General features: G+C 32.9%; 17 protein-coding genes. 15 read left to right on the top strand and 2 right to left on the bottom strand.

Annotated elements, in window-relative coordinates:
- Positions 1-24: 24 nt before the first annotated feature.
- The 10 genes from MRU_RS08110 (at position 25) to MRU_RS08065 (ending at position 13,340) form a co-directional block, all read left to right on the top strand.
- The gene (locus tag MRU_RS08110) at positions 25-981 is read left to right on the top strand and encodes a methionine synthase (RefSeq protein ID WP_012956418.1); all 957 of its coding nucleotides are present in this window, start codon (positions 25-27) and stop codon (positions 979-981) included.
- Between the two features lie 312 nt (positions 982-1,293).
- On the top strand, positions 1,294-2,259 hold the full coding sequence (gene mch / locus MRU_RS08105; protein WP_012956417.1) for a methenyltetrahydromethanopterin cyclohydrolase: 966 nt from the start codon (positions 1,294-1,296) through the stop codon (positions 2,257-2,259).
- 723 nt (positions 2,260-2,982) lie between these two features.
- Positions 2,983-4,596, top strand: coding sequence for an ABC transporter substrate-binding protein (locus MRU_RS08100; protein WP_012956416.1), 1,614 nt, complete (start codon positions 2,983-2,985; stop codon positions 4,594-4,596).
- Between the two features lie 628 nt (positions 4,597-5,224).
- The gene (locus MRU_RS08095; RefSeq protein ID WP_012956415.1) at positions 5,225-6,217 is read left to right on the top strand and encodes an ABC transporter permease; all 993 of its coding nucleotides are present in this window, start codon (positions 5,225-5,227) and stop codon (positions 6,215-6,217) included.
- Positions 6,210-7,070, top strand: coding sequence for an ABC transporter permease (locus tag MRU_RS08090; RefSeq protein WP_012956414.1), 861 nt, complete (start codon positions 6,210-6,212; stop codon positions 7,068-7,070). Before MRU_RS08095 ends, MRU_RS08090 begins: the two co-directional genes overlap by 8 nt.
- Before the next feature lie 8 nt (positions 7,071-7,078).
- The gene (locus tag MRU_RS08085) at positions 7,079-8,143 is read left to right on the top strand and encodes an ABC transporter ATP-binding protein (RefSeq protein WP_012956413.1); all 1,065 of its coding nucleotides are present in this window, start codon (positions 7,079-7,081) and stop codon (positions 8,141-8,143) included.
- Between the two features lie 46 nt (positions 8,144-8,189).
- Positions 8,190-8,801 (top strand): ABC transporter ATP-binding protein, encoded by a 612-nt coding sequence (locus tag MRU_RS08080; RefSeq protein WP_012956412.1) that lies wholly within the window; start codon positions 8,190-8,192, stop codon positions 8,799-8,801.
- A gap of 472 nt (positions 8,802-9,273) precedes the next feature.
- Complete coding sequence (locus MRU_RS08075) at positions 9,274-10,095, top strand: nicotianamine synthase family protein (protein ID WP_012956411.1); 822 nt, start codon at positions 9,274-9,276, stop codon at positions 10,093-10,095.
- Between the two features lie 512 nt (positions 10,096-10,607).
- A complete protein-coding gene (locus MRU_RS08070; protein ID WP_083777650.1) occupies positions 10,608-12,680 on the top strand; it encodes a heavy metal translocating P-type ATPase in 2,073 nt (690 codons plus the stop codon).
- Positions 12,681-12,947: 267 nt separating this feature from the next.
- Positions 12,948-13,340, top strand: a complete 393-nt coding sequence (locus tag MRU_RS08065) for a C-GCAxxG-C-C family protein (protein WP_012956409.1) — start codon at positions 12,948-12,950, stop codon at positions 13,338-13,340.
- A 183-nt stretch (positions 13,341-13,523) separates the two neighbouring features.
- Here MRU_RS08065 and MRU_RS08060 read toward each other — a convergent pair whose 3' ends face one another.
- The gene (locus MRU_RS08060) at positions 13,524-14,318 is read right to left on the bottom strand and encodes a TlyA family RNA methyltransferase (protein WP_012956408.1); all 795 of its coding nucleotides are present in this window, start codon (positions 14,316-14,318) and stop codon (positions 13,524-13,526) included.
- A gap of 308 nt (positions 14,319-14,626) precedes the next feature.
- Here MRU_RS08060 and MRU_RS08055 point away from each other — a divergent pair, with 308 nt between their 5' ends.
- From MRU_RS08055 to MRU_RS08040, 4 genes are all read left to right on the top strand, one after another.
- Positions 14,627-15,238, top strand: coding sequence for a flavodoxin family protein (locus MRU_RS08055; protein ID WP_012956407.1), 612 nt, complete (start codon positions 14,627-14,629; stop codon positions 15,236-15,238).
- Positions 15,239-15,584: 346 nt separating this feature from the next.
- Complete coding sequence (locus MRU_RS08050; protein ID WP_012954927.1) at positions 15,585-17,081, top strand: transposase; 1,497 nt, start codon at positions 15,585-15,587, stop codon at positions 17,079-17,081.
- A gap of 288 nt (positions 17,082-17,369) precedes the next feature.
- Positions 17,370-17,876, top strand: a complete 507-nt coding sequence (locus MRU_RS08045) for a hypothetical protein (protein WP_012956406.1) — start codon at positions 17,370-17,372, stop codon at positions 17,874-17,876.
- Positions 17,877-17,936: 60 nt separating this feature from the next.
- On the top strand, positions 17,937-18,425 hold the full coding sequence (locus tag MRU_RS08040; RefSeq protein WP_012956405.1) for a hypothetical protein: 489 nt from the start codon (positions 17,937-17,939) through the stop codon (positions 18,423-18,425).
- Positions 18,426-18,637: 212 nt separating this feature from the next.
- Here the strand turns inward: MRU_RS08040 and MRU_RS08035 are convergent, their stop codons facing one another.
- Positions 18,638-21,115: a phage holin family protein gene (locus MRU_RS08035; RefSeq protein ID WP_012956404.1), complete on the bottom strand. Its 2,478-nt coding sequence runs from the start codon at positions 21,113-21,115 to the stop codon at positions 18,638-18,640.
- A 1,152-nt stretch (positions 21,116-22,267) separates the two neighbouring features.
- On the opposite strand from MRU_RS08035, the gene MRU_RS08030 reads away from it, so the two are divergent.
- On the top strand, positions 22,268-25,249 hold the full coding sequence (locus MRU_RS08030; RefSeq protein WP_143714328.1) for a transglutaminase domain-containing protein: 2,982 nt from the start codon (positions 22,268-22,270) through the stop codon (positions 25,247-25,249).
- Positions 25,250-25,328 lie beyond the last annotated feature (79 nt).

The raw sequence follows: 25,328 nt of genomic DNA, 5'->3' as shown, positions 1-25,328 counted from the left end.
ATATTTTTATTTTCTGGTGATTATTTGATTACAACTGTTGTAGGTAGTTTTGGAATTGACTTAAAGGAGCCTAAGACTCTAGGCGAAAAGATAAAGTCTTCAATTGGAATGTACGACCCATATAAGATAGCAATCGAAGAGGCTGTCAAACTGCAGCTTGACTGTGGCATAGACATCATAGGGGACGGTCAGCCAAGGGGAGATATGGTAGGCTCTTTTGTAAAGCATATTCCAGGATTCTCTTATGAAATGAACTCTTCAGTCATTGTATCTAAGATAAGGGCTCCTCAAGTGGATATAATGATAAAGGATTTAAAATATGCTAAAAAGGTTCTTGAAGCGGAAATAAAAGCAAGAAACATGAGTGGGGATGAGGCCAATAGAAAAGGAGTAAAGCTTATGCTGACAGGACCTTCAACCATTGTACACTCTTCAAGGTTAGAATCTTTCTATAAGGAGCGTAATCCGGCAATCATTGATTGTGCCTATGCATTAAGGCGTGAGGTCGAGTCAGCAGAGAAGGCAGGAGCCAGTTATGTACAAATCGATGATCCATTTTTATCCACTGGAATGGTTGACTTAAAGGTTGCAAAGGAATCCATTGGAATCCTTACAGATGGAATCGAAATGCCTATGGCAATGCATGTCTGTGGTAATCTTGATGGCTGCTTTAAGGAGATTGCCAAGTTTCCAATTGATATTTTGGACTGTGAGTTTGCTGGAAACAATGTGAATATTGGAATTCTAGAAGAAAACGCTAGCTTGCTTTCAGGTAAGAAATTAGGATTCGGCTGTGTGGATTCTGCTATGAATGCAGTTGACGATAAGGAAGAGGTAAGAGCACTCGTTCAAAGAGGAATCGATGCGGTAGGCAAGGAAAACATGCTTCTTGATCCGGACTGCGGACTTAGAAAAGTGGATATTCCAATAGCTATGGAAAAGTTAAAAATACTCTCTGATTTAGCTCGTGAGTTTAATTAGAGTTATTTTTTTAACTATTTTTTTCCATATTCTTTTTTTATTCATCTATTTTTATTTTTATTTATATTCTATATTCTTTTTTATGTCGTTTTTTAATTAATCGTATTTTTTTAAGAACTATTTTTATTTATTTTTCTAATTTAAATGAAACATGATTTATAAAATTTTAAATAGTTTAATAAGCAAAATTATAATTATAATATTTTATTCATTTTTAAATAAAATTCATTCATTTTATTTGAATAAAGATTATAAAACTATTTAATAGAATTAGATATTAAATATTAAAAATATTTTAATTGAGGTTAAAATATGGTTAGTGTCAATTTAGAAGCTAAAAAAACTGTAGATGTAATGATTGAAAAGGCTGACGATCTTAACATTGCTGTTTCCAAATTAGAAAACGGCGCAACTGTCATTGACTGTGGTGTAAATGTCGCAGGTAGTTTCAAAGCAGGTGAATTATATACTAAAGTATGTCTTGGAGGATTAGCTGATGTAGGCATTTCCATTCCTGGAGACTTATCTGAAAAATTCGCATTGCCTTCTGTAAAAATAAAAACAGACTTCCCAGCTATTTCCACCTTAGGTGCACAAAAAGCAGGTTGGTCCGTCAGTGTAGGAGACTTCTTTGCATTAGGTTCCGGTCCAGCTAGAGCATTATCCTTAAAACCAGCTGAAACCTATGAAGAAATTGATTACAAAGATGAAGCTGATCTTGCAATTCTAACTTTAGAAGCTGACGTATTGCCTGGTGAAGATGTAGCTCAATACATTGCAGATGAATGTGGCGTAGATGTTGCAAACGTATTCTTGCTTGTAGCTCCTACCGCTTCCTTAGTTGGATCCATTCAAATTGCAGGAAGAGTCGTTGAAAACGGTACCTACAAAATGTTAGAATTCTTAAAGTTCGATGTTAAAAAGGTTGTACATGCAGCAGGTATTGCACCAATCGCTCCTATCGACCCAGACGGATTAAAGGCTATGGGTAAAACCAACGATGCAGTGCTCTTTGGCGGAAGAACTTACTATTATGTCAAATCAGAAGAAGGAGATGACATTGCAGCAGTTGCAGCTCAATTACCATCCTCAGCAGCTGACGGATACGGCAAACCATTCTTTGACGTATTTAAAGATGCAGGATTTGACTTCTACCAAATCGACAAAGGAATGTTTGCACCAGCTGAAGTTGTTATCAACGATTTAACCACTGGTAAATTATACAAAGAAGGTTTCGTTAACGCTGAATTGCTTAAAAAATCCTTTGGTATAGAATAAATTTAATAAATAGTAGCTATTTTTAGCTATTATTTCCTTTTTCTTTTTTAATTTTTTTTTTTTAATCTACTTTTATGGGCTATTTTTTTTAGATTATTTTTTTTATAATAGTTTCTTTTTTAGGATATTTTTTTTAGATTATTTTTTTTTATAATAGTTTCTTTTTTAGGATATTTTTTTTTTATAATAGTTTCTTTTTTAGGATATTTTTTTTTATAATAGTTTCTTTTTTAGGATATTTTTTTTATAATATTTCTTTTTTAGGATATTTTTTTTATAATTATTTTTTTTATAATATATTCTTTTATAATCCTTAATTTTATCATGGTTCTGATAATTGATTTTTTACTTTTTTGATTTAAATCTTCATATTTTTGAATATATGTTTTTGCATTTTAAAAGTATTATTATTTTGCCTATTTTTGCTTGTTTTGTAATACTAATAAGTATTACTTATTCTATTTGCCTAGTATTACTTTATATTTAAAATAAATTAATTTCAGTAATAATTATTACTTTATAGTCCAAATTAATCAATTTTGTATTACTTTTTTTAGAAATATTTTTATATTCCTAAGTAATAATAAATAAATATAAAGTATTAAATTATTAACAATTTTAAAATTAGTATTACTTCTTAATCTTGGAAAGTATTCTAAAACTTTCCAATTAAAATTGTTTGTTTGATATTTTATTATTTTTGTAACTTTAAGGAGTTTAATTATGGATAAAAAAATTATTATCGGTGCAGTTGTTGCACTTCTTGTTATAATTGTTGGTGCTGCTGTCCTCATGGGAGGAGGCACTACTGAAAGAGGTCCTGGAGAAATCGTAGTTGCAGCTTACAGTCACGGAGGAGAACCAGAAGCTGGTTTCGATCCAATTGCAGGTTGGAACTATTATGCTGAGCCACTCATTCAAAGTACCTTATTGAAAATGACCCCTAACGGTACTTACGCAAAAGATTTGGCTACAGACTATGAGATTAGCGATGATTATAAGACATACACTGTAGACTTAAGAAAAGATGTCAAATTCACTGACGGTTCTGACTTGACTGCTGAAGATGTAGCATTCACATACAACGCAGCTAAAGAATCTGGCGCAAGCTTAGACTTATCCGCTTTAGATAAGGCTGAAGCTCAAGGTGATTACAAAGTCAAATTCACCTTAAACAAATCAGATTCCACTTTCTTAGATAAGATGGCTTACATTGGTATTGTTCCTTCCGATTCTTATAACAACGAATCATATGGTGAAAACCCAATCGGTTCTGGACCATACAAATTCGTACAATGGGACAAAGGTCAACAAGTTATCTTAGAGAAAAACCCTGATTACTATGGTAAACAACCTGAAATCGAAAAGATAACCATTCTCTTTGCTCAAAACGAAGCTGCGTTCAACTTAGCTAAAAACGGAGAAGCTGATATCGTAGCTGTACCTCTCGAATATGGTAAAGAAAAACTTGACGGTTACACAATGTACTTACAAGACACCATCGACGTTCGTGGTGTATCTTTACCTAGTGTACCTGATACCGGAGAATTATCTCCAGATGACAACTACACAATCGGTAACAATGTAACCTGCGATATTGCAATCAGAAAAGCATTGAACTATGGTATTAACAGAACTGCTTTAGCTGAAGGAGCATTAAACGGATTAGGTTATCCTTCCTATGACGGTATTGCTCACCAATTACCATGGGCTAACAAAGAAGCAGCAATTGAAGACGGTGACGTTGCATACGCAAACAAAACCTTAGAAGAAGCTGGTTGGGTTGACTCTGACGGAGATGGAATCAGAGAGAAAAACGGAACCAAAGCTTCATTTAAGATCTACTACTCTGCAAGTGCACCTGAAAGACAAGCTTTAGCTGTCGGTGCTGCTGAACAAGCTAAACAATTCGGTATTGAAATCGAACCTGTAGGTGCTGAATGGGACGAAATCTATCCTAACGAATTCTCACAAGGAGTTCTCTGGGGATACGGTTCCACAGATCCATCTGACATGTATGGAGAATACTACAGTTCCTCTGACTTCAACCCTGCAAGAGTAAACAACAGTGCTGTTGACAAACACATGGATGACGCATTTGCTGAATCCCGTGAAGACTCTTACAAAGATTGGTCTGCAGTATCCTGGGACGGTTCTACCGGTATTTCCCCTAAAGGTGACGCAAACTGGTTATGGTTAGGTGAAATCAAATATGGTTACTTCGTAAACGACAGAGTGGACATTTCCAATGACACCGCTCTCTTACAACCTCACGGAGGAGACTTATTCAGTAACGTATATGATTGGACCATGACTAACGCTACTGCAGAAAAATAATTAATATCAATTAAGTAGAAAAGTTTTAAACACTTTAGAAAGTTTTAAACAGTTTAAAAAGTTTTAAACACTTTAGAAAGTTTTAAAAACTCTAAAAGTTTAAAAACCTTTTCTACTTTTTTTATTAATTAAAATTGCATTTTTTTAATTATTATAAAGAATATTTTTAGTTTTAAGAAATTATTATTTTCATTAAAATATTAATCATATGATTTTTTTTATAAAAGAATCAGTTTTATCATTTTAAATTAGTTTTTTTAATTTTATTAAAAAAATTAATTTAGTTTCAAGTTTTAAATTGGTTTTTTTAATTCATATTAAAAAAATTAGTTTTATTTTTTCCTTAAAAAATAATTTATACCTTTTTCATTTTTTCCCAGATGATTTATGAAAAGTTTTTTAAGGGCATGATTTTTCATTATGTGTATTTAGTTATTATAATGTGTTTTAAGATTTCATAATTTAGTTTTACCTAAATTTTTTCATTATTCTCTTAAATTATTATATGCCCCCTTTAAGTTGGAGATTGTCTGTATAAGTATTCTTAAGTTGGGGATTGGCATTATATAATAAGTTTTTGAGTTATTTATAATTATTATACAAAAATTTAGATATAGGAGGTTATTTTTTGTTAGACAAACAGAAAATACTTAAGTTTTTAGGTTATAAACTCGTTCGTTTTGCTATTTTATTAATAGTTGTAATATTATTAAGTTTTATATTAATTGACATGTCTCCTATTAATCCGGTTAACGCTTATATTTCCAATATGGTTGTAAGCCCTGAAAAGATTGCTAAACTAGAAGCATATTGGGGTGTAAATCAGCCGATTACTGAAAAACTGATCAATTGGTTAGGAAATATTATCACTGGTGATTTTGGAACTTCCTTAATATACAGAACTCCTGTATTGCAGGTAATTGCTGAAAAGTTCACAGCATCCCTTATCTTGATGCTAACCAGTTGGGTGATTTCTGGAATATTGGGCTTTGCTTTAGGAGTTCTTGCAGGATTTAAAAGAGACACTTGGATTGATAGGGTTGTAAAGGTATACTGTTACGTATTGCAATCTGCACCTACCTTCTGGATTGCTTTGCTTGTTGTAATGGTATTCAGTATTTATCTGGGATGGTTCCCAGTAAGCGGGGGCGTTCCGATTGGGGCGCTGAGTCAGGATGTGTCCTTCTTCGATTGGTTGAAGCACCTGATATTGCCGGCATTTACGCTGAGCATTTTAGGAGTTGCATCAATTGCACTCTATACTCGTGACAAGCTTATTGAAGTAATGACAACCGATTACTTCCTCTTTGCAAAGGCAAGAGGGGAATCCGGATGGACCTTGATTAAAAGGCACGGTATAAGAAACATTCTACTACCTGCAATCACCTTGCAGTTCTTATCATTCAGTGAACTCTTCGGTGGAACCGTTCTTGTCGAACAGGTATTCATGTATCCTGGAATCGGTCAGGCAGCCGTTTCAGCAGGTTTGAGAAGCGACGTACCTCTGCTGTTGGGAATCGTTATCTTCAGTGCGATATTCGTTTATTGCGGTAACCTGATTGCAGATATTCTCTATAACTTTGTAGATCCAAGAATAAGAGAAGGTGAGGAAAATGGATGAGTCAGCTAATAAGATGAATAAGTTTGACGTTTTAGGAAGCATGAACTTAAGAACCAAGACCCTGCTTGCAATAGGACTCTCTGCCTTCATATTGATTGTAGTGGTTCTTGTCAGTTTCTTCATTGACCCTACAAGCATCACAACCGATTGGTCCATTATGAATCAGCCACCTTCCCTTGAGCACCTATTCGGTACTGACTGGATGGGAAGAGATATGTTCACACGTACAATCAAGGGTTTAGGATTAAGTGTTCAGATAGGATTCTTCGCTTCCATATTAAGTAGCATCATTGCTGTTGCTTTAGCTTTCCTTTCAAGCTTCAACAAATATTTAGACAGCTTTGTATCTTGGCTTATAGATGTGTTCCTCTCTATTCCGCATATTTTGCTTATCATTCTTATTTCCATCGCTCTCGGTGGAGGAGCATTCGGTGTATTGGTTGGTGTGGCATTCACTCACTGGACATCTCTTGCTAGGGTCCTTAGGGCTGAAATCAAACGTATCAAGACTTCAGAGTTTGTAACAATCTCTGAAAGATTAGGAAAATCCAAGTTCTGGATTGCAAGAAAGCAAATCTTGCCATTGGTAATCAGCCAAGTTATCGTTGGTACAATATTGATTTTCCCTCACGCAATCATGCACGAAGCTAGTGTAACATTCTTAGGTTTCGGTTTATCTCCACACGAACCGGCTATCGGTATCATTCTTTCCGAATCCATGAAATATCTTGCAACTGGTAATTGGTGGTTGGCTTTATTCCCTGGTTTAGCATTATTGATTCTTGTATTGCTCTTTGATATTGCAGGAGAAAACATCAAGAAGATGCTAGATCCGGCAAGCGCAAATGATTAGGTGATATTATGAGTGATTTAATTAATGTTTCAAATATTTCCATTTCATTTACACAATATGTAAAAGGCCTTAACCAAAGGGAATTGAAGGTTATCACCGACTTGACCTTAGACATTAAGGAAGGGGAAATCGTAGCTGTCTTAGGTTCAAGCGGGTCAGGTAAGAGTTTGCTTGCACATGCAATACTTGGAATATTGCCACATAACGCAAACCTTTCAGGTACAATGGTCTATAAGGGAGAAGTCTTGACAGAAGAGCTAAAGGAAAAATTGCGTGGTGATGAGATTGCACTTATTCCACAGTCTGTCAATTTCCTAGACCCATTGATGAAGGTTTCAGATCAGGTAATCGGCGAATGTAAGGATGAAGCAGAGGAAAAGGAAAAAAGAGCCAAGCAAAGAGCTATCTTTGAAAAGTACAATCTCTCTGAGGAAGTGGATGACATGTACCCATTCCAGCTTTCTGGTGGTATGGCAAGGAGGGTTCTTGTATCAACCGCTCTTCTAACAAATCCTAAGCTTGTAATTGCAGATGAGCCTACTCCTGGGCTTGATGAGGAGTCTGTAGAGGAAACCTTGAACCATTTAAGGCAGATGGCTGCAGACAATGTGGGAGTATTGCTCATTACCCACGATATTGATGCTGCATTGAAGGTTGCAAACAGGATTGCGATTTTCTATTCAGGCTATGTAATTGAAATTGCCAATGCAGAGGATTTCAGTGGCGAAGGTGAGAACTTGCTCCATCCATATACCAAGTCTCTCTTTAAGGCATTGCCTCTTAACGGATTTGAACTTACAAAGGGACATCAGCCATTGCATGGTGAGATTCCGGTAGGCTGTCCATATTATGACAGATGCCCTCATAAAATGGATGATTGTGATAAGACAAGACCTCATTTAATCCCTATTGATGAGAATAAAAGGGTTAGATGCTTTAAGTATGAGGGAGAGATAAAGGACAGTTCTGAGGAGCAGGTTGTGGATAGTTCTGAGGAGCAGGTTGTGGATAGTTCTGAGGAGCAGGTTATGGACAGTTCTGAGGATCAGATAAAGGATGGCTCTGAGGAGTAGATTTGATGGATGAATTTTATTTATTTAAGATATGCGAGGTAGTTCTATGGAATTAACTGGTAAAAACATATCCTTTAAATACAGTTCCGGATCCAGACAAATCTTAAAGGATGTTAACATAACCGTTGACAACAAGAAGATTTTAGGATTGTTTGGAGACAGCGGAAGCGGAAAATCAAGCTTATGCAAGATTCTTGCAGGACATATCAAAAGATATGAAGGTGAGGTAAGGCTAGATGGACAGGAGATTCCAAAGGGCTTCGATCCTATTCAATTGATTTACCAACACCCGGAAAAGGTTATGAATCCTAAATGGAAGATGCATGATGTTTTAGGAGAATCCTGGGAAGTTCCTGATGACTTGTTGGAAGACTTTGGTATTCAAAAGTCTTGGCTTAACAGATGGCCTGCAGAGCTTTCCGGTGGTGAATTGCAAAGATTCTCTGTCTTAAGAGCATTAAACCCTAATACCAAGTTCTTAATAGCTGATGAGATGACTACTATGCTGGACGCCATTACACAGGTTCAGATATTCGAATCAGTTTTAAAGATAGTTAAAGAGCGCAATATGGGTTTATTGGTTGTAAGCCACGATAGGGACTTAATGGATATTATCTGTGATGAAGTCATTTACCTTGATGACATTAATAATATTTAATTGTCTTTATTCTAAGGATTAACATTTCTTATGTTTTTCTTTAGAATATTATTCACTTTTAATATCTATTTTTATTTTTTTTAGAAGAGATTTTATTAATATGATTTGATTTTTTTTTAAATTATTAAAAATATGTTTTAATCTTATTTAAATTCGCTTGAGTAAAAAATTTAATAAAATATCTTTTCTATTTTTTTCTATTTTTTGCAAAACTTTATAAAACATATTTTATATAAAATGTATGTAAAAAATTTGTTCTTATTATTAGAAACAATTTAATAATTTTTTTAATGTTTTTATTATTTATAATTCAATGAATTTCGGATTTCTTAATTCTATATAAATTAGTATTAATATTGAAGAATTCATGTAATAATTAGCTAAAAAAATTTTAAATTAGATAATTGGATAATTGGATAATAGATAATTAGACTGTCAGATAATTAAATAATTGATTTATGTTGTGATTAATATGAGTTGTTATAAATACTGGGGAAAAATTGAAGAAATCGCAAACAAACTTTCAAGCTATGGTGATTTGGATAATGAAGGCCTTTCTGCATTGGATGGTACTGATATTGATGAGATTACAAAGATTTTAGATGAGATTGAAGTCATAGCCCACGATAAGGAAATCGATTTTGACTCTGCAAAGCACATTCTAGACGATGAAAAGATGAACAAGGCATTGCAATTGATTCGTAAGTTCTATGTCTATATAGGAGCAAGGCTAGAGAGGGAAAATGCATTGACAATATTGGAGGCCGATGATCCTAAGGTCGCTTTGGATTCATTCCACTTTTATGATAGATACATAGGCCTTATAGATAATGAAAGGCAATTAGCTAATTTCAATGAAAACAAGACCTTTGTATTCTTGGGAAGCGGGCCATTGCCTCTTACAATTATCATGTTTAATATGGTGACAGGCTGCAAGTGCATAGGCATTGAACAGGACCCTGATGTTGCAGACCTTTCTAGAAAAGTATTAAAGCGTTTAGATCTTGATGAAGGAATTGAAATCGTAACAGGTAATGAAAAGACAATTGCAGAATTAGATTATGACATTCTAATGATTGCTGCATTTGCAGAGCCTAAAGACAGAGTATTTGCAAATGTCTGGGACATTGTAGATGAAGACACTCCTGTGCTTTATAGGACTTATACAGGTATGAGAGCTATTCTTTATTCTCCTGTAACTGAAAAGGACACAAGAGGATTCCATAAGGAAGTCATGTTGCTTCCTAGAGGAAAAACAAATAATACTTCTGTTTTAATTAGAAAAATTAGTTAATATGATGGTTTAAATAAATCTTTTTTTATAATTTTTTTATCTTTATAATTCTTTTTTTATTATTTCTTTTATCTTTATACTTCTTTTATTATTTTTTTTATCTTTATAATTCTTTTTTTATTATTTCTTTTATCTTTATACTTCTTTTATTATTTTTTTTATCTTTATAATTCCTTTTTATTATTTTTATACCTCTTGCTATCTTCTTTTTATCAATTTTTTCAAAAAGTAATACTGAGTATATAAATGAACTTAAAAAAAGTAATAACATTTATATTTGAGTTTGCACATATTATTAATAGTAATACTAAGTATATAAATGAACTCAAAAAAAAGTAATACTTTTTATTTTATAACCCCTATTTTTTTTAAAAACTTCTTGATTTTTGTGGGGATTTTTTTAAAAATTTAAAAAAGTAATACTGAGTATATAAATGAACTTAAAAAAAGTAATACTTTTTAATTAAATAAAAATTATGGTTTAATATAAAATGATAAAGAAGGTGACAAATGTGATTGATGAAATAACCGATTTCCTATTTGGCTTAAAGATGACTATTATTTCAGGGATATTTCTCTTGATTGCTGTTATTTTTATGATTTTTGGAATAGACACTCCGATTTATCTAAATCCTGCATGGGGTACAGTAATAATTAGCGGAATTCCAATGCTTCTTCTTGCCATGACAAGATTGATTCGCGAAAAATGGGTTTCCTCTGCTCTTCTTATTGCAATAGCCATGGTGGCATCACTATTGATTGGCGAAATCTTTGCAGCAGGTGAAGTTGCATGGATTATGGCATTAGGTGCTCTTCTAGAGGATTGGACTGTAGAGCGAGCTAAGAAAGGATTGAGAAATCTTATCAATTTAACTCCACAGACTGGAAGAAGAATCGTTGGAGATAGCGAAGAAGTGATTTCTGTTGATGAGATAAGGATTGGCGATGTCTTAAGAATCCTTCCTGGTGAAAGCGTTCCCGTTGATGGTGAAATCATAAAGGGCAGTTCCTCTCTTGATCAATCTATCATGACTGGGGAATCATTACCTATTGATAAGGAAGTTGGCGATGAAGTATTTTGCGGTACCATGAATATGTATGGTGCCATTGACATTAAGGCAACAAGCTTAGGTGAAAACTCCTCTCTTCAAAAATTGATTGACCTTGTAAAGGCAGCTGATGAAAAGCAGGCTCCGACTCAAAGGATTGCAGACAAATGGGCCACTTGGCTTGTTCCAGTTGCATTGGCCATTGCAATCGTAGCTTGGCTAGTTACAGGTAATATTGAAAGGGGAGTGACTGTTCTTGTAGTCTTCTGTCCATGTGCATTGATACTTGCCACACCCACTGCGATTATGGCAGCCATTGGCCAAGCGACAAAATATGGAGTCTTAATCAAGTCTGGTGAGGCGCTTGAAACATTAGGTGCATTGAACACTCTTGTATTTGATAAGACTGGTACATTAACTTATGGTAATTTAGCAGTTTCAGATATTATCTCCTTAAAGGATGATTTAGACGAAATGGATGTATTAAGGATTGTTGCATCTTGTGAGAAATTAAGCGAACATCCATTGGCTAAAGCTATTGTAAATTATGCAAATGAAGCTAAAGTTGATATTGAAGAGCCAGAAGACTTTAAGATGTATCCTGGCAAAGGGGTATATTGTAAGAATTCCTATGGCCATATATGTGCAGGTAACTCCAAATTTTTAAATGAAAATAATATTGATTTTAATATTGGTTCTAAGGATGACTTGGACGTTGATTCCATATTAAATCATTTAAAACAAGAAGGAAAGGCTTCAATTATAGTTGCATTAAATGGTGAGATCATAGCTTTAATCGGATTGTCTGATGTAATGCGTGAGGATTCTAAAGCCATGATTGAGAGCTTGCATGACTTAGGAACCGAAACAGTATTGCTTACAGGAGATAATACTGAAACTGCAAATTATTTTGCTTCACGTCTTGGAATTGGAAAGGTATATGGCAATCTCCTTCCTCAGGAAAAGCTTGATTGGATTGAAAGGTTTAAGGATGAAGGCAAGAAGGTCTGCATGATTGGAGATGGGGTGAATGACGCACCTGCTCTTAAGACTGCCGATGTAAGCGTGGCAATGGGTTCAGTTGGAAGTGATGTTGCAATCGAGGCAGCAGACATTGCACTTTTAGGTGATGACATTGGCAAGATTCCATATCTTAAGAAGCTTTCAAATTCAACTTTATTTACAATTAAGGCAAATATTATAATTTCCATGACAATAAATGCTGTAGCTATTGTTTGCTCTGTTTTAGGACTCTTGAATCCAGTGACTGGTGCCATAGTCCATAATGCAGGATCTTGTCTTGTAGTGCTCAATGCAGCATTGCTTTATGATAGGAAATTTGATGATTCAATCAAAAGAATCGACACTGAAAATGTGGAGCACTCCCATTATCATTTCCATAATGACGGAGAACATTCCCATTCTCATGAAGGCATTAGGATAATTGATGAAATCAAGACAGATAATGGAATAAAGCATATGCATATTCATAAGCATGCATTAAATCGGCAGAGTTGTGAGGCTTATCACAACTAGCCCTCAAACTTTTAGAAAAAGTTAGATTTCGAGTTTTTGAGCTTTAATTTTTTTAGTTTAAATTTTTACTTCTTTTTCCTTTTTTTACTTTCTTCCTTTTTTTACTTTTTCCTTTTTTTAATTTAATTATTTCTTAAAATGATTTATAAAAATATATAAACATTAAAATTTATATTAAATATAACAATGTTTTAAATTATTTAAATTAATAAGATATTGATTTGAATAAAGTAAAATTTGATTTAAATTAATTATTGAGGGATTATTATGGAATTAGACTCAGAACAAGTTGTAAAAAGAATAGAAGAACTCAGAAAAGATTACAGTTGTTCACAAGCAACCCTTATGGGAATTTGTGAAGTTGGAGGCATGCCTACTGAGGAATTGGCCCTTCTTGCAAAAGGATTCTCTGGTGGTATTGGCGGAACCTTCTCTGAAGGAACCTGTGGTGCTGTAACCGGTGCTGTAATGGCTTTAGGATTTTTAGGTGCTGATGAAAAACAGATTATTTCAGCTTCTAAAAAGTTATTTAATGAATTTAAAGATAAGTATGAGTCTGTAACTTGTGGATACATCTCAAAAGATGGTGATGACAAGTCTCCATGTGTTGAAGTATGTTTATTTGCAGGTGAAAAGGTCTGTGAATACTTAAAAGAATAATTTTTATTCTTTTAAATTAATTTTTATCCATTTTCTTTTTTTATTTATTAAAGGATAATTAGCTTTTTTTATTATTTTATTTTAATTATTAATGAGTTATTAATTAGTTATTAATTATTTTATTTAATTATTTTATTAATTTTATTTATTTTTCTTACTCTATAACTCTTCTATGTTATTTTTTTAATTTTCTTCATCTATAAAGGCCCTATCGATTACTTCTTCTATATCTATTTCTCTAACTTTTTCATTTGCTTTAAAATGGCCTAAATATTCAATGTTTCCACTTTTGCCTTTTATTTTAGACACATCTAAATCTATTAGATAATATCCTTTTGTTTTAAAATATTCTTTTATCTCTAAAATAACATCCTTATGGACTTCCTTATCTGTAATTATTCCCTTAAATTGGTCGGCTATTTCTTTTCCACACTCGAATTGCGGTTTTATGAGAAACACCAATTCAAAGTCATCATCTTCTTGGGCAATTCTATCAATAATGTGCTTTAATGAAATAAAAGACACATCTGAAACGATAATGTCTATATCTTTAAATAATGAACTTGGAGCATTTTTGAAATTCATTTGTTCATATAAGTCGACTCTATCATCATCCCTAAGGCTGGTTGTCATTATGTCTGTTCCTACATCTATAGCCACCACTCTCTTTGCTCCATGTTGCAGCCCACAGTCGGTAAATCCTCCTGTTGAAGATCCAATGTCCATAATGGATTTTTCATTAAAGTTGAGATTGAATGAATCTATCGCTCCTTCAAGCTTCAATCCGCCTCTGGAGACATATCTTAAGGATTCGTCGTTGATTATTTCCACCTTATCTCCATCTCTGACTGTATAGCTTGCTTTGGTGATAATTTTATCGTTTACCTTAACGTTCTTGGATTTAATCATTTCCTTTGATTTTGTTCTGCTAGCGATAAGATTGTTGTTTACCAAATACTTATCTAATCTTTCTTTCATTAGAGCACCAATAAAATAATATTTTTAATTTTTAGAAATTTTAATTATTTCTTTAAATTTTTAGAAATTTTGCTTGTTTATTCGGAATTTTTGCTTATTCATTTAGATTTTTAGAAATTTCACTTATTTAGTTATTTATTTAAATTGTTTAAAAAAACTTTCTAAGGATATTGTCTGATTTAACTTTATTCGATTATCATTTCCTAAAATTATAAGAATAATTAGTTTATTAAATAATACTAATTAAAATAAATTATTTGATTATTAATTTAATTAATCATTAATCTATTAAGCTTTGGAGAGATAAAATGAAAGTATTATTAATTAACGGAAGCCCTCATAAGGAAGGATGTACCTTTACAGCTTTAAGCGAAATAAAAAACCAATTAGAAAAGGAAGATATCGATAGTGAGATTTTTTGGATAGGAACAAAGCCTGTAAGAGGTTGCATTGCTTGTAAGAAATGCGGACATAAGGAAGGAAAATGTGCCTTTGATGATGACCCTGCAAATGAGATAATCGATAAACTAATTGAGGCTGACGGGGTAATTGTCGGATCTCCTGTTTATTATGCAGGGCCTAACGGTGCATTATGCGCTGTGCTTGATAGGGTTTTCTATGCATCAGGTGGCAGATTTGCATTTAAGCCTGCAGCATCCGTTGTAAGCGGCCGCAGAGGTGGAGCAAGCGCTAGCTTTGACAGATTGAATAAGTATTTCACAATTTCAAATATGCCAATCATATCCTCACAGTATTGGAATATGGTTCATGGAAACACTCCAGAGGAAGTAAGACAAGACTTGGAAGGGCTTCAAACAATGAGAACCTTGGCAAAGAATATGGCTTGGATGCTTAAATCCATTGAAAACAGTGATTTGCCTAATCTTGAAGATAAAATAGCCACTAACTTTGTGAGATAGTTTGATTTTATTCAGATTCTAATTTTCTGGTCTTTCTAAAATCATTATTTTTTTATAAAATTCTTTTTTTTAAACTTTTTTTTCTTAAAGAGGGTCCGCCAAAAAGCTATTTTTTTAAAAAAGTTTAAAATTTTCAATTTTTTAAGTTATTTATTTTAGTTATTTTTTTAAAATTCGATGTTTTTTCTATTGTTTTCTTTTAATTTTGGTGCTTGCACCTTGAAAAAATTTTTTACTTGTTAATTATTCTTTAAATATGAAATAAAGCAATAATATTATAGTAAACTTTATATACTACTTTAAACATAAATAATATCAACAAAGGGTTAATATTTTGGTGTTATTTATGGTTAAAAGAATTCCTGATGAAGAACAAATAAAATTAGGCATTAGAACTTTAGATTTTAACATTCCAGAGGATCATATTTCTCGTTTTGTTGTGGATTTCATTGACGAATATTATCCTCTTTTAGGAATCAAAGAAAATAAAAAGAAGAAAGGGCGTGACAGTTTTCCTGTGAAAGAGATGTTAAAATTGCTTATTTATGCTAAAATCGAGCATATTGATAGTATGAGATTCTTAGCAGACATGGTAAAATATCATGACGTATATAAATTCGTTGGAAATGGAATTTGTCCTTCAGAACGATCATTACAACGATACAGAGAAAAATACGGCAAATATTACAATGAATTGTTAAAAGCAACCTTAAAAAAAGCTTCAGATGTGGATTACACTGATTTCAACGAAGTTTCCATTGACGGAACCATCAAAAAAGCATACAATTCAAAAAATAAAGTGATCACAGAAAAAGAAACTGAAATATTAACCCGTTACTTCGAAGGAGGCCGTGTAAGTCAGGAAGAGCTAGATAAACTCCATAAACCGGCCCGAGAGATTCTTGAAAATAAAAAAATCAGCAACCAAGAAAAATTATACCTCTTGGATGACATTAAAACACAATTCACACTGTCTGGTCAAAAATCAGTGCCAGTAACCGACATAGAAGCACGTTGGATGAAAAGCAAGAAAGGAAACTCACAAATAAGCTATAATATCCAATCTGCAGTCGATTACGATACAAAAATGATTTGTGCAATAAACGTCGTACAAGCCCCTACAGACCATTACCAATTGCCAAAAATCGTAGATAAGGCAATAAACAACACAAACGTAATACCAAGATTCGTATTGGCAGATACAATCTATCTGAATGAAGAAAGCTTATCATATCTTGCAGATAATCAAATAAATGGAGTTATACCAGATAGAAAGCAATCCAAGGAAAAAATCGGAAGATTGAACAAGAACCCATATCACAAGGATCACTTCAAATACTTCCCTGAAATTGATGCATTTGAATGTCCAGAAGGCCAAATAATGTATTTTTTCAACAAATACACTGAAAAAAATGATGATTTGGACAAGCCAGACAAAATTAAGCGTTTATATTCCAATTATGGTGCTTGTAAGGCTTGCAATTGCCGTGAAAACTGCCTTTCATCCACCCAAACCCACAGAACAATCACCGAATATGGCGGAAGTTTAAAGAAAGCAATGTGGGAAAAAATGGAAACAGAGGAATATAAGGAAGAATATGCAAAAAGGTCATCTGTCGAAGGACCTTTTGGCATTTTAAAGGAACAATTCCATATAGAAAGCGAAGTAGTGATAGGAAAAACAAAGACAGAAGAAAGAATACTATTAGATGCCGTGGCTTATAATTTAATACGATTATTTAACTTAGAACAAGAAATAAAAAATGATAAAGAAGATATAGTTGATTTCTGTGAGAAAATTTCTGTCCAAGAGAAATTAGAGGTCAGAGCAACCATATTTTAACTGGTGTTGTCAAAATTTTATTTTGGCGGACACCCTAAACTTTTTTCTTAATTTTTTATTCTAAGTTTTTTATTTTTACCCTAATTTTAACCATTTTCTGGGATTTTTTATAAAAATATTTATATTATTAAAAAATTAAATTATATATTAATAGATAATTATAAATAAAATATAATTATAAATTTTTACAAGAAAAAAATATTAACTAATTTCAATCGGATTTTCATAATCATTTGGATTGAATTTGGCTTATATTTTTGAATTTAATCTTTTAGGAGATAATTATATATGGAAACAGAAAATTTAATTATTGTAATTCTTTTAGTTTTAATAGCTATGGCCGGAATTTTCTGTGCATTTTTATACACATTCGGTACAGGAGGCAATGATTTAGCTCCTGTTGAGCCAAATCTCACAGCTAATCAAACTAATGTTACAAACATGACTAATGATACTGCTAACGCTACAACAGTTGATGCTCCTTTAAATAATGGGGCTTATGGATCCAGTTCCATAGACAGTTCTAGTTCTAATGGCTTGAGTGGATCTAACTCTTATAATGGTGGCTCTAACACCTATAATGGCGGTTCAAATACTAATAATGGCGGTTCTAACACCAATAATGGTGGATCTTCCTCTTCTGATTCTGGTAATGGCGGTTCTGTCGCTCCTGATTCTGGTAATGGTGGTTCATCAGATTCTGGTAATGGTGGTTCTGTCGCTCCTGATTCTGGTGGGGGCGGTTCATCCAGTGGTGGTTCTGAACCTGCAGCCAGTGGCGAATCTTCAAATTAAATCCAAAGCAGATATTATATAGAAAATAACATTTATCTTAAATTTTAAGGAGGATTTCTCTTGGAAACTAAAAAGATGTTTTTGGTTATATTATTATTTGCATTTATTGTTATAGGAGGATCTTATTCGGTATTTGCTATTGTTTCAAATGGCGGAGGCAATAATTCTCTCTCTTGGGACAATATTACAATTGCAGGTCCTTCTGGAAATGTAAGCGATGATGGCAATAATAGTGATGATGGTTTATTAGGCATTTTTAATTCCGGCGATTCTTCAGATTCAAGTTCAAGCAATTCAAATACTGGTTCCAGTTCTAGTCAGTCTAGTTCTTCCCCTGCGCGTAGTTCAAGTTCTTCTAGTTCTAGTTCTAGTCAGTCTAGTTCAAGTCAATCTAGTTCTAGTCAGTCTAGTTCCTCTAGTTCAAGTTCAAGTTCTAGTTCTAGCCAGTCCAGTTCTGGTTCTAGCTATGATTCAGGCTCTGGAGGCAGCGTTGTTGAATCTGGCGGACATTATTATGATGTAAACTCTGGTGATGAGCTCGATTGGTAATCGACTTATCGCTAATCTTTTATTTTTTTAATCTTTTATTAACCAATATTTTTTACTTTTTTTAACTTTTTATTCTTATTTTCACAAATTTACTTATTTTAATCCATTTTTCTAATTATTTTCACTTTTTTAGTAATTTAATCTGGTCATTTATTATCATTAATTTACTTATTTTAATTATTTTTCAATTATTTCACTATTCTATTAATTTACTATTTATTCTTGCTTTGATTCCATGATTTATTTATCTCTTTCATAAAGAATTTATATACATTTTCAGCACCAAAGATCTCTTCGCTTTCCCAATTGCTTGGACATAATATGAATGGATATTGTTGTGTTCCTCCAATGCCTCCATGGCTTCCAATCAATTCTTCAAATGCATAGACCTCATTTGTCTCCATATTGTATTCGCTGTTTACAAGTATGTCCGGAACATGAGCGAATTTATCAGTTCTTTTAAGTTTTTGTACTGTATTTTTACCAAACTTGTCTAAAAAGTTCTCTCCCACATACTCTTCGCTTTCAAGATAAAATAAATTGTCATTGGAGAAAACCAATGTGCCATATATATCTGATTTAACCATTACAAAACCTATTCCATCATGTGAAGCAAGTTGATTGATGAGTCCAGGAAATGCATCCTCTATCTGTTCATAGCTCATTCTATTGGACCAGTCTGTAAAATAAATCAATCCAAGATTTCCTGAAGATAGAACAATTGTCTGAGCCGCCTTGTCACTTGTTATCTTCTCTTTGGAAAGCTCTATATTAACTTCCAAATCCTCAGAGAGGTCCTCTGAAACATTGTTTATCCTATCTATTATTGGCTCATCGTTATTGATTAAAGTTCTTTTCTTTCTTAATTTGTCTAAAAAGGCCTTATTGGATGATTTGTTTTTAAATTTGATTAATTTATCCCATGTATTTATTAATTCTCCATCAAAACTGGTGTTGATCTTTTCTTTAGTGTAGTCCAAGTTGGAATCTATCCTTTCTTTTGTATTGTCTATTCTGTGGTCTAGTTTTTCTTTTGTGGTGTCTATTTTTTCTTTTGTGTTGTCTATTCTGTGGTCTAGTTTTTCTTTTGTGGTGTCTATTTTTTCTTTTGTGTTGTCTATTCTGTGGTCTAGTTTTTCTTTTGTGTTGTCTATTCTGTGGTCTAGTTTTTCTTTTGTGTTGTCTATTCTGTGGTCTAGTTTTTCTTTTGTATTGTCTATCTTGATATCCAGCTTTTCCTTAGTATTTTCCACTCTTTTATCTAATTTTTCAAGGTTTTCTGAGCCAAGGTGATTTATGGAAAACTCTTTGCTGAAGTGGTCATCATTTGAATGCAAAATACTATGTACTGTAATGTTTTCAGGTAGGAATTCACTTAACAAGTCATTTAAGCTAATATCAAACTTCTGTTTAAAGCTTGGACCATTTGATTGACCATGATCTGAGAGCACAATTATCTTATAGTCCCTATTTGAATTGTTTATCGCATTTTCTATATGCTTGAATTGCTTGTCGATTTGCCTTAGGCTATAGAATGAGTCAAAGTCCTCTATCCCTGAGTGATGTGCAATCTCATCATAGCCCATATATGTTGCATAGATTACATTGTGCTCTCCTGCAAAGACGTCTCCGATTAATGTGAATGTTGTTGCTTCCCTTAGAACAACATTGGTTCCTGCACGTGCTACAAAATACTTCAATCCTCTCCATTTGAGGCGAGGCTGAATGTTCTTGAACAGATGCCTGACTCTTGATAACAGTTCCATAATCATGTCAAAGATGAAGAGAACCAATATTCTTGCAATTACATAGGGAGTTGAATAAAGATAAAACCAGCTGTTTGAATTGATGCTTTCTGAATCGCTGAATCTGCTGAATGTTAAAAGATGGTCCTTGGCATCTCCTGAGAACAGATTGCTTCTGCTTGCTCCATTTAATGACAATAAGCCTTTTCCATTGGATATTCTTTTTTCAATCAATTTCGAATCTGTCCTTCCGTTTGAGGAGATGATTCTGTTTTCATGATCCTTTTCAACCCATCGGAATGCAGGTATGTTGTTATTGTTTCCATGGAGAATTCCTGCTTGGGATGAGCTTGTCTGGCTTGAAAGATCGGTTTCCCAAGAGATCAATCTGTGGCTGCCTTTGTCAATCCATGATTTGAGGGTAGGCATATCTCCGTTGTCTAGGGCTTCTTTTATGATTCTATAAGATAATCCATCTATTTCCAGGAATAGGAATCCCTCCTTTTTGGGGATGTTCCTATGTATCACCTTCATCTCCTTTTCCAAGATGTATCGATAGTAGGTATAGTCGTCATCAATGTTTAGGATTATTGAAAGCATAGAGGATATTAGTCCGATAAGCAGGGGAATTGAAAATAATGCTATTCCGTTAATGGACACTCCAGGTATGAATAAGCTTATTATATAAAGAAGGACTCCGTCTATTAAAAAGGTTCCAAATCCTAAGGTCAAGACTATGAATCTTAGGGATAGGTAAGTGATAGTTGGCCAAAGTAGGGCGTTTAATATTGATAAAGCGATGATTATTGCAAATGCAGTCTTTAAGTCGGGGATTATGATCCCGCCAAATGTTTGGGTGATTGCAAAGAAAAGAATTACTTCCAATATAAGGAAGATTATGAGTTTTATTATTCTTCCAAAGTCTTTTCTTAGTCTATTTATCATTTTATTACCCTTATAACTTGTTTTAAATGGCTTTTGTCATTTTTTTAATCCCTGCCCATAATGAGAGATTATGGTTTTATAATTATTATTTTATATTTATTGCTATCAAAATTTGGAATTTTTATTTTTATAGCTATTATTTTATATTATATTTGGTAATTTTTATTTATTTATTATTATTAATTCTTTGTGATTTTTTTATTTGAATATTAACTAAATCAAGTTATTATTCATTTCTTTTAGTCATTTTTTTTCTTTATATTTTTCATTTTTTTTCAGTTTTTTAGTCCTGTTTTTTCTTATTCATCTTCATTTTTTCACAATTTTTAAAGGCCAAATTTAAGCATTTTCTATCTTTTTTTCTATTTCTTATAAGAATGGATATTTGGGGCTAAATCTCTTGATTTTTAATTATTTTTTATTATTGGGGCTTATTCTGTTCTTTAAAATAAAAACATTCTTATAAGTCTTTTTATAAATAAATATATTTAAGTTACCTTTTTTCAATTTCAATTTAATAAAGTCTAATAAGAGTTATTTTTATTTAATTCGTTTTATATTATTAATATTTCATTTAAATAATTTTAATTTAGTTATATTTTATTAAAATAGTTATTATAAACTCTTTATTTATCTAATGGAGCCTAATTATATTGTTTTTATTTTAATTTATTATTTGTTATTATTTTAAATAAAAATTTATTTTTGTATTTATTTTAATTGTTCTCCTGGTATAAATGTATAATTTTTTTATAGGGTCTTTTATGAGTCTTTATATTCTATTTAATCTCTTTAAATTCCTTTTATTTGACTTTTTTTAATGGAAAGATTTATATTATATTATTATTAAACCTTTTATTAGGATTAATTAATCTTTAATTTAGACAAAACTATGTTTAAATTTCTTTAATTAATTTTATCATTTTAAAAATTTATTTTTTTAATTTTTCAAAAATTACAATAAAAGTATTGTATCTCAAAAATTATAATAAAATATCGTAAAAGTTTTTTTATAAATTAATATGCTAATGATTTTCATTGAATCAGATTCTTATTTAATTCTTAATTCAATTTTAACAAATCATTAAATGTCTTTTTGTATAATGAGGTGAAACAATTTCAATTAAAAACAAATCATTGCTTTTAGTTCTAATGGCTTTGCTTATTCTTGCAATGTCATGTGTGTCTGCAAGCAATGCAAGTGATAATTTGGATGATTTAACCATTTCAGACAGTAATTCACTAGATCTTGTATCTACATCAAATTCAGATATTTTATCTTCTGATAGTGGTGTTAGTTCTGATGATAGTTCAAATGATGCTTCTGGTGATGTTCTTGGTTCTGATGTATCAAGCAATGAATCAAATAATCAGTCTCAATCTACTTTGGATTCTAATAATCAATCTCAATCTGGTTTAGATTCTGATAATTCAACATTATTAGATTCACAGTCAAATAATCAATCCAATTCAGAATCAAGTGATTCCTCTGATAGTTCAGAAACTGTCATCAAAAATGCAACCAGCATATCAGTTTCTTCTAAAACTGTTGTTAGAGGAAATTCTCTCAATATTACTTTAAAGGATAATGCTAGCACCTTATTATCTAATAAGACAGTCACATTTACCTTCAATGGTAAAACTTATAATAAAACCACAAATGCTAAAGGAATTGCTAGCTTAACTCTTACAGCGACTCCTAAAAAGTACTTGGTGAAAATTGCCTTTGTTGGTGATGAGCTTTATGAGGCCTCTTCAAAATCAGTGAATGTCACTCTAAGCAAGACTCCAACCAGCATTTCAAACTCAGGCAAGTCAATAGTCAGGGGCAAATTATATAAGCTTACATTAAAGGATGCTAAAGGAAAGGCCTTATCCGGCAAGAAAATCAGCATTAGCTTTAATGGAAAGAAATATACCAAGACTACAAATTCAAATGGCCAAGTCAACCTAACCATAAATGTAAATGTAGGTAAAACTTATAAAATGACCTATAAGTTTGCAGGAGATTCCAATTATCTCTCAAGTTCAGGCTCTGTAAGCATTAAGGTCAAGATGGGCACTTCCATAATCGGTTCCGGATCAAGCATCGTCAAGGGAAAGTCCTATACAGTCACCCTAAAGAATGCCAATGGTGCTGTTTTGTCTAATCAAAAGATAGCCTTTACTTTAAGCGGCAAGACTTACAACAGAACTACAAATGCAAAAGGTCAAGCAAGCCTAAAGATAGGTTTAAGCTCTGGAAAGACCTATAATTTGACTTATAAGTATGCCGGCAATTCATATTATGGAGGATCTTCCGGCAAGGTTTCCCTCTTTGTCAAGACTCCAACCACTATGAAGAACTCTGGCAAGACCATTGTGAGCGGAGAGACTTATAAGGTCACTTTAAAGGATGCTGATGGAAAATCTTTGGCTAATAAGAAAGTTTCCATAACTTTCAATAATAAGACCTATGCCAAAACAACCAATTCCAACGGTCAAGCCAGCTTAACAATCAAAGGGACCTTTGGAAGGTCATATCCTTTAAGCTATAAGTTTGCAGGAGACAGCAAATACGGACCTAGCTCCGGTTCATTATGTCTTAGGGTCAAGAAGGCAACAAGCCTTAAGGGTTCCGCATCTAGCATTGTTCAAGGAAAATCCTATACTGTAACTTTGAAGGATTCCAATAGCACTCCTTTAGCTAATCAGACTATCGTATTCACTTTAGATACTAAGAAATATAACAGAACTACAAATGCTAAAGGTCAAGCAAGCCTAAAAATCGGATTGGCTGCAGGAAAGACTTATAATTTGGCTTATAAGTACTCAGGTACTTCATATTATAATGGCTCTTCAGGATCTGTAAAATTAAAAGTCAAGTTCCCAACAAGTCTTACAAACTCTGGTAAGTCTGTAATGAATGGAACTGGCTATAATATTGTCTTGAAGGATTCTAAATCCAATTTAGTCTCCAATAAGACAATATCAATTGGATTCAATGGAAAGACCTATGATGAAATAACTGATGCAAACGGAACAGTCACTCTATTGATTGATGCAAACGTTCCTAAAACATATAAGATGACTTATAAGTTCGCTGGAGACAGCGATTATGGAGCATCCTCTGGAACTGTCAATCTAACTGTTAAATTCAAGAACGCCTTCACCATCTCTCAGATTATATCAGCGTCTTCAAGCTTAAAGTCATATGTATTGAAGAATAAGAAGGTTCCAGCTACAGTTAGTGTGAATGGAGTCTCCCTTAACTTAACAAGCTTTACATATCTTATGGCTAAGGCAACAATAAGCATTAATTCAAATAAGACCTCTGGAAGCATATTGTTAGTTCCTGTAGATTCTAATTATACAAATAACGGCAGCCGTATCAACGCTAATCTCTATAAGGCAAATTATATTGATTTGGCTAAAAAGGTAATAAGCTCTGCTGAGGCAAATAAACTCGTTCCAAATAGCGTTTCCACTAATATAGGTCTTGTTTCCCATGACCTCTATAGCTTTGGCCTTGCTAAGGCATTGGTCTTCTTTAACAGCGATCATTACCTGCCAAACTACTTGATTTTAAGCAGTGACGATGTTGGCGAGAAACATTCAACTGTAATCCCTAGCAATGCAAGGGGAAATGCATCCCAATTCAAGGCAGGATTGAATGAGGCAGAGACCTTGACTGCTGCTCAGATTGCAAAATACCTTGTTGCTTCAGGCCATGATGCTACAAACTCTGAAATTAAAGCATTGGCAGCTAAGTTGGTTTCAGGAAAGACTTCCCTTTGGGATAAGGCAAATGCAATATTTACTTTTGCAAGAGACAACATTACCTATAGTTATTATGCGGATTCCAAAAAAGGCGCAGCAGGGACTTTGAGTTCAAAGAGCGGAAACTGTTGTGATCACTCCAATTTGATTGTATCCCTCTGCAGAGCAGCTAATATAACTGCAAGATTCTCACATGCACAAGGATGTACTTTCTCAAGCGGTTTGGTTGCAGGTCATGTATGGGCTCAGATATACATTGATGGTGTTTGGTACACTGCAGATGCTACAAGCCGAAGAAACAGCTTGGGAAATATTGTAAATTGGAATACCAATCATTATAATACTTTAAAACAGTATGATCACTTATCTTTCTAGGTTTTAAACCTAGATTTTTTTATTTTTAATTTTTATAACTTTTTTAACTTCAACTATTTTTCTTTTTTTATAATTTTAT

Origin of the sequence: Methanobrevibacter ruminantium M1 (assembly GCF_000024185.1) — an archaeon.
GTDB classification, from domain to species: Archaea; Methanobacteriota; Methanobacteria; order Methanobacteriales; family Methanobacteriaceae; genus Methanobrevibacter; species Methanobrevibacter ruminantium.
The sequence above is the reverse complement of the archived record's forward strand: the minus strand, read 5'-3'. Positions and strand labels throughout refer to the sequence as shown.

Excerpts from the sequence above, each read along its gene's own strand:
- MRU_RS08050 (WP_012954927.1), top strand. The coding sequence starts at position 15,585 with ATGGTTAAAAGAATTCCTGATGAAGAACAAATAAAATTAGGCATTAGA.
- MRU_RS08045 (WP_012956406.1), top strand. The coding sequence starts at position 17,370 with ATGGAAACAGAAAATTTAATTATTGTAATTCTTTTAGTTTTAATAGCT.
- MRU_RS08100 (WP_012956416.1), top strand. The coding sequence starts at position 2,983 with ATGGATAAAAAAATTATTATCGGTGCAGTTGTTGCACTTCTTGTTATA.
- MRU_RS08090 (WP_012956414.1), top strand. The coding sequence starts at position 6,210 with ATGGATGAGTCAGCTAATAAGATGAATAAGTTTGACGTTTTAGGAAGC.
- MRU_RS08055 (WP_012956407.1), top strand. The coding sequence starts at position 14,627 with ATGAAAGTATTATTAATTAACGGAAGCCCTCATAAGGAAGGATGTACC.
- MRU_RS08035 (WP_012956404.1), bottom strand. The coding sequence starts at position 21,115 with ATGATAAATAGACTAAGAAAAGACTTTGGAAGAATAATAAAACTCATA.
- MRU_RS08075 (WP_012956411.1), top strand. The coding sequence starts at position 9,274 with ATGAGTTGTTATAAATACTGGGGAAAAATTGAAGAAATCGCAAACAAA.
- MRU_RS08085 (WP_012956413.1), top strand. The coding sequence starts at position 7,079 with ATGAGTGATTTAATTAATGTTTCAAATATTTCCATTTCATTTACACAA.
- mch (WP_012956417.1), top strand. The coding sequence starts at position 1,294 with ATGGTTAGTGTCAATTTAGAAGCTAAAAAAACTGTAGATGTAATGATT.
- MRU_RS08080 (WP_012956412.1), top strand. The coding sequence starts at position 8,190 with ATGGAATTAACTGGTAAAAACATATCCTTTAAATACAGTTCCGGATCC.
- MRU_RS08060 (WP_012956408.1), bottom strand. The coding sequence starts at position 14,318 with ATGAAAGAAAGATTAGATAAGTATTTGGTAAACAACAATCTTATCGCT.
- MRU_RS08030 (WP_143714328.1), top strand. The coding sequence starts at position 22,268 with ATGGCTTTGCTTATTCTTGCAATGTCATGTGTGTCTGCAAGCAATGCA.
- MRU_RS08065 (WP_012956409.1), top strand. The coding sequence starts at position 12,948 with ATGGAATTAGACTCAGAACAAGTTGTAAAAAGAATAGAAGAACTCAGA.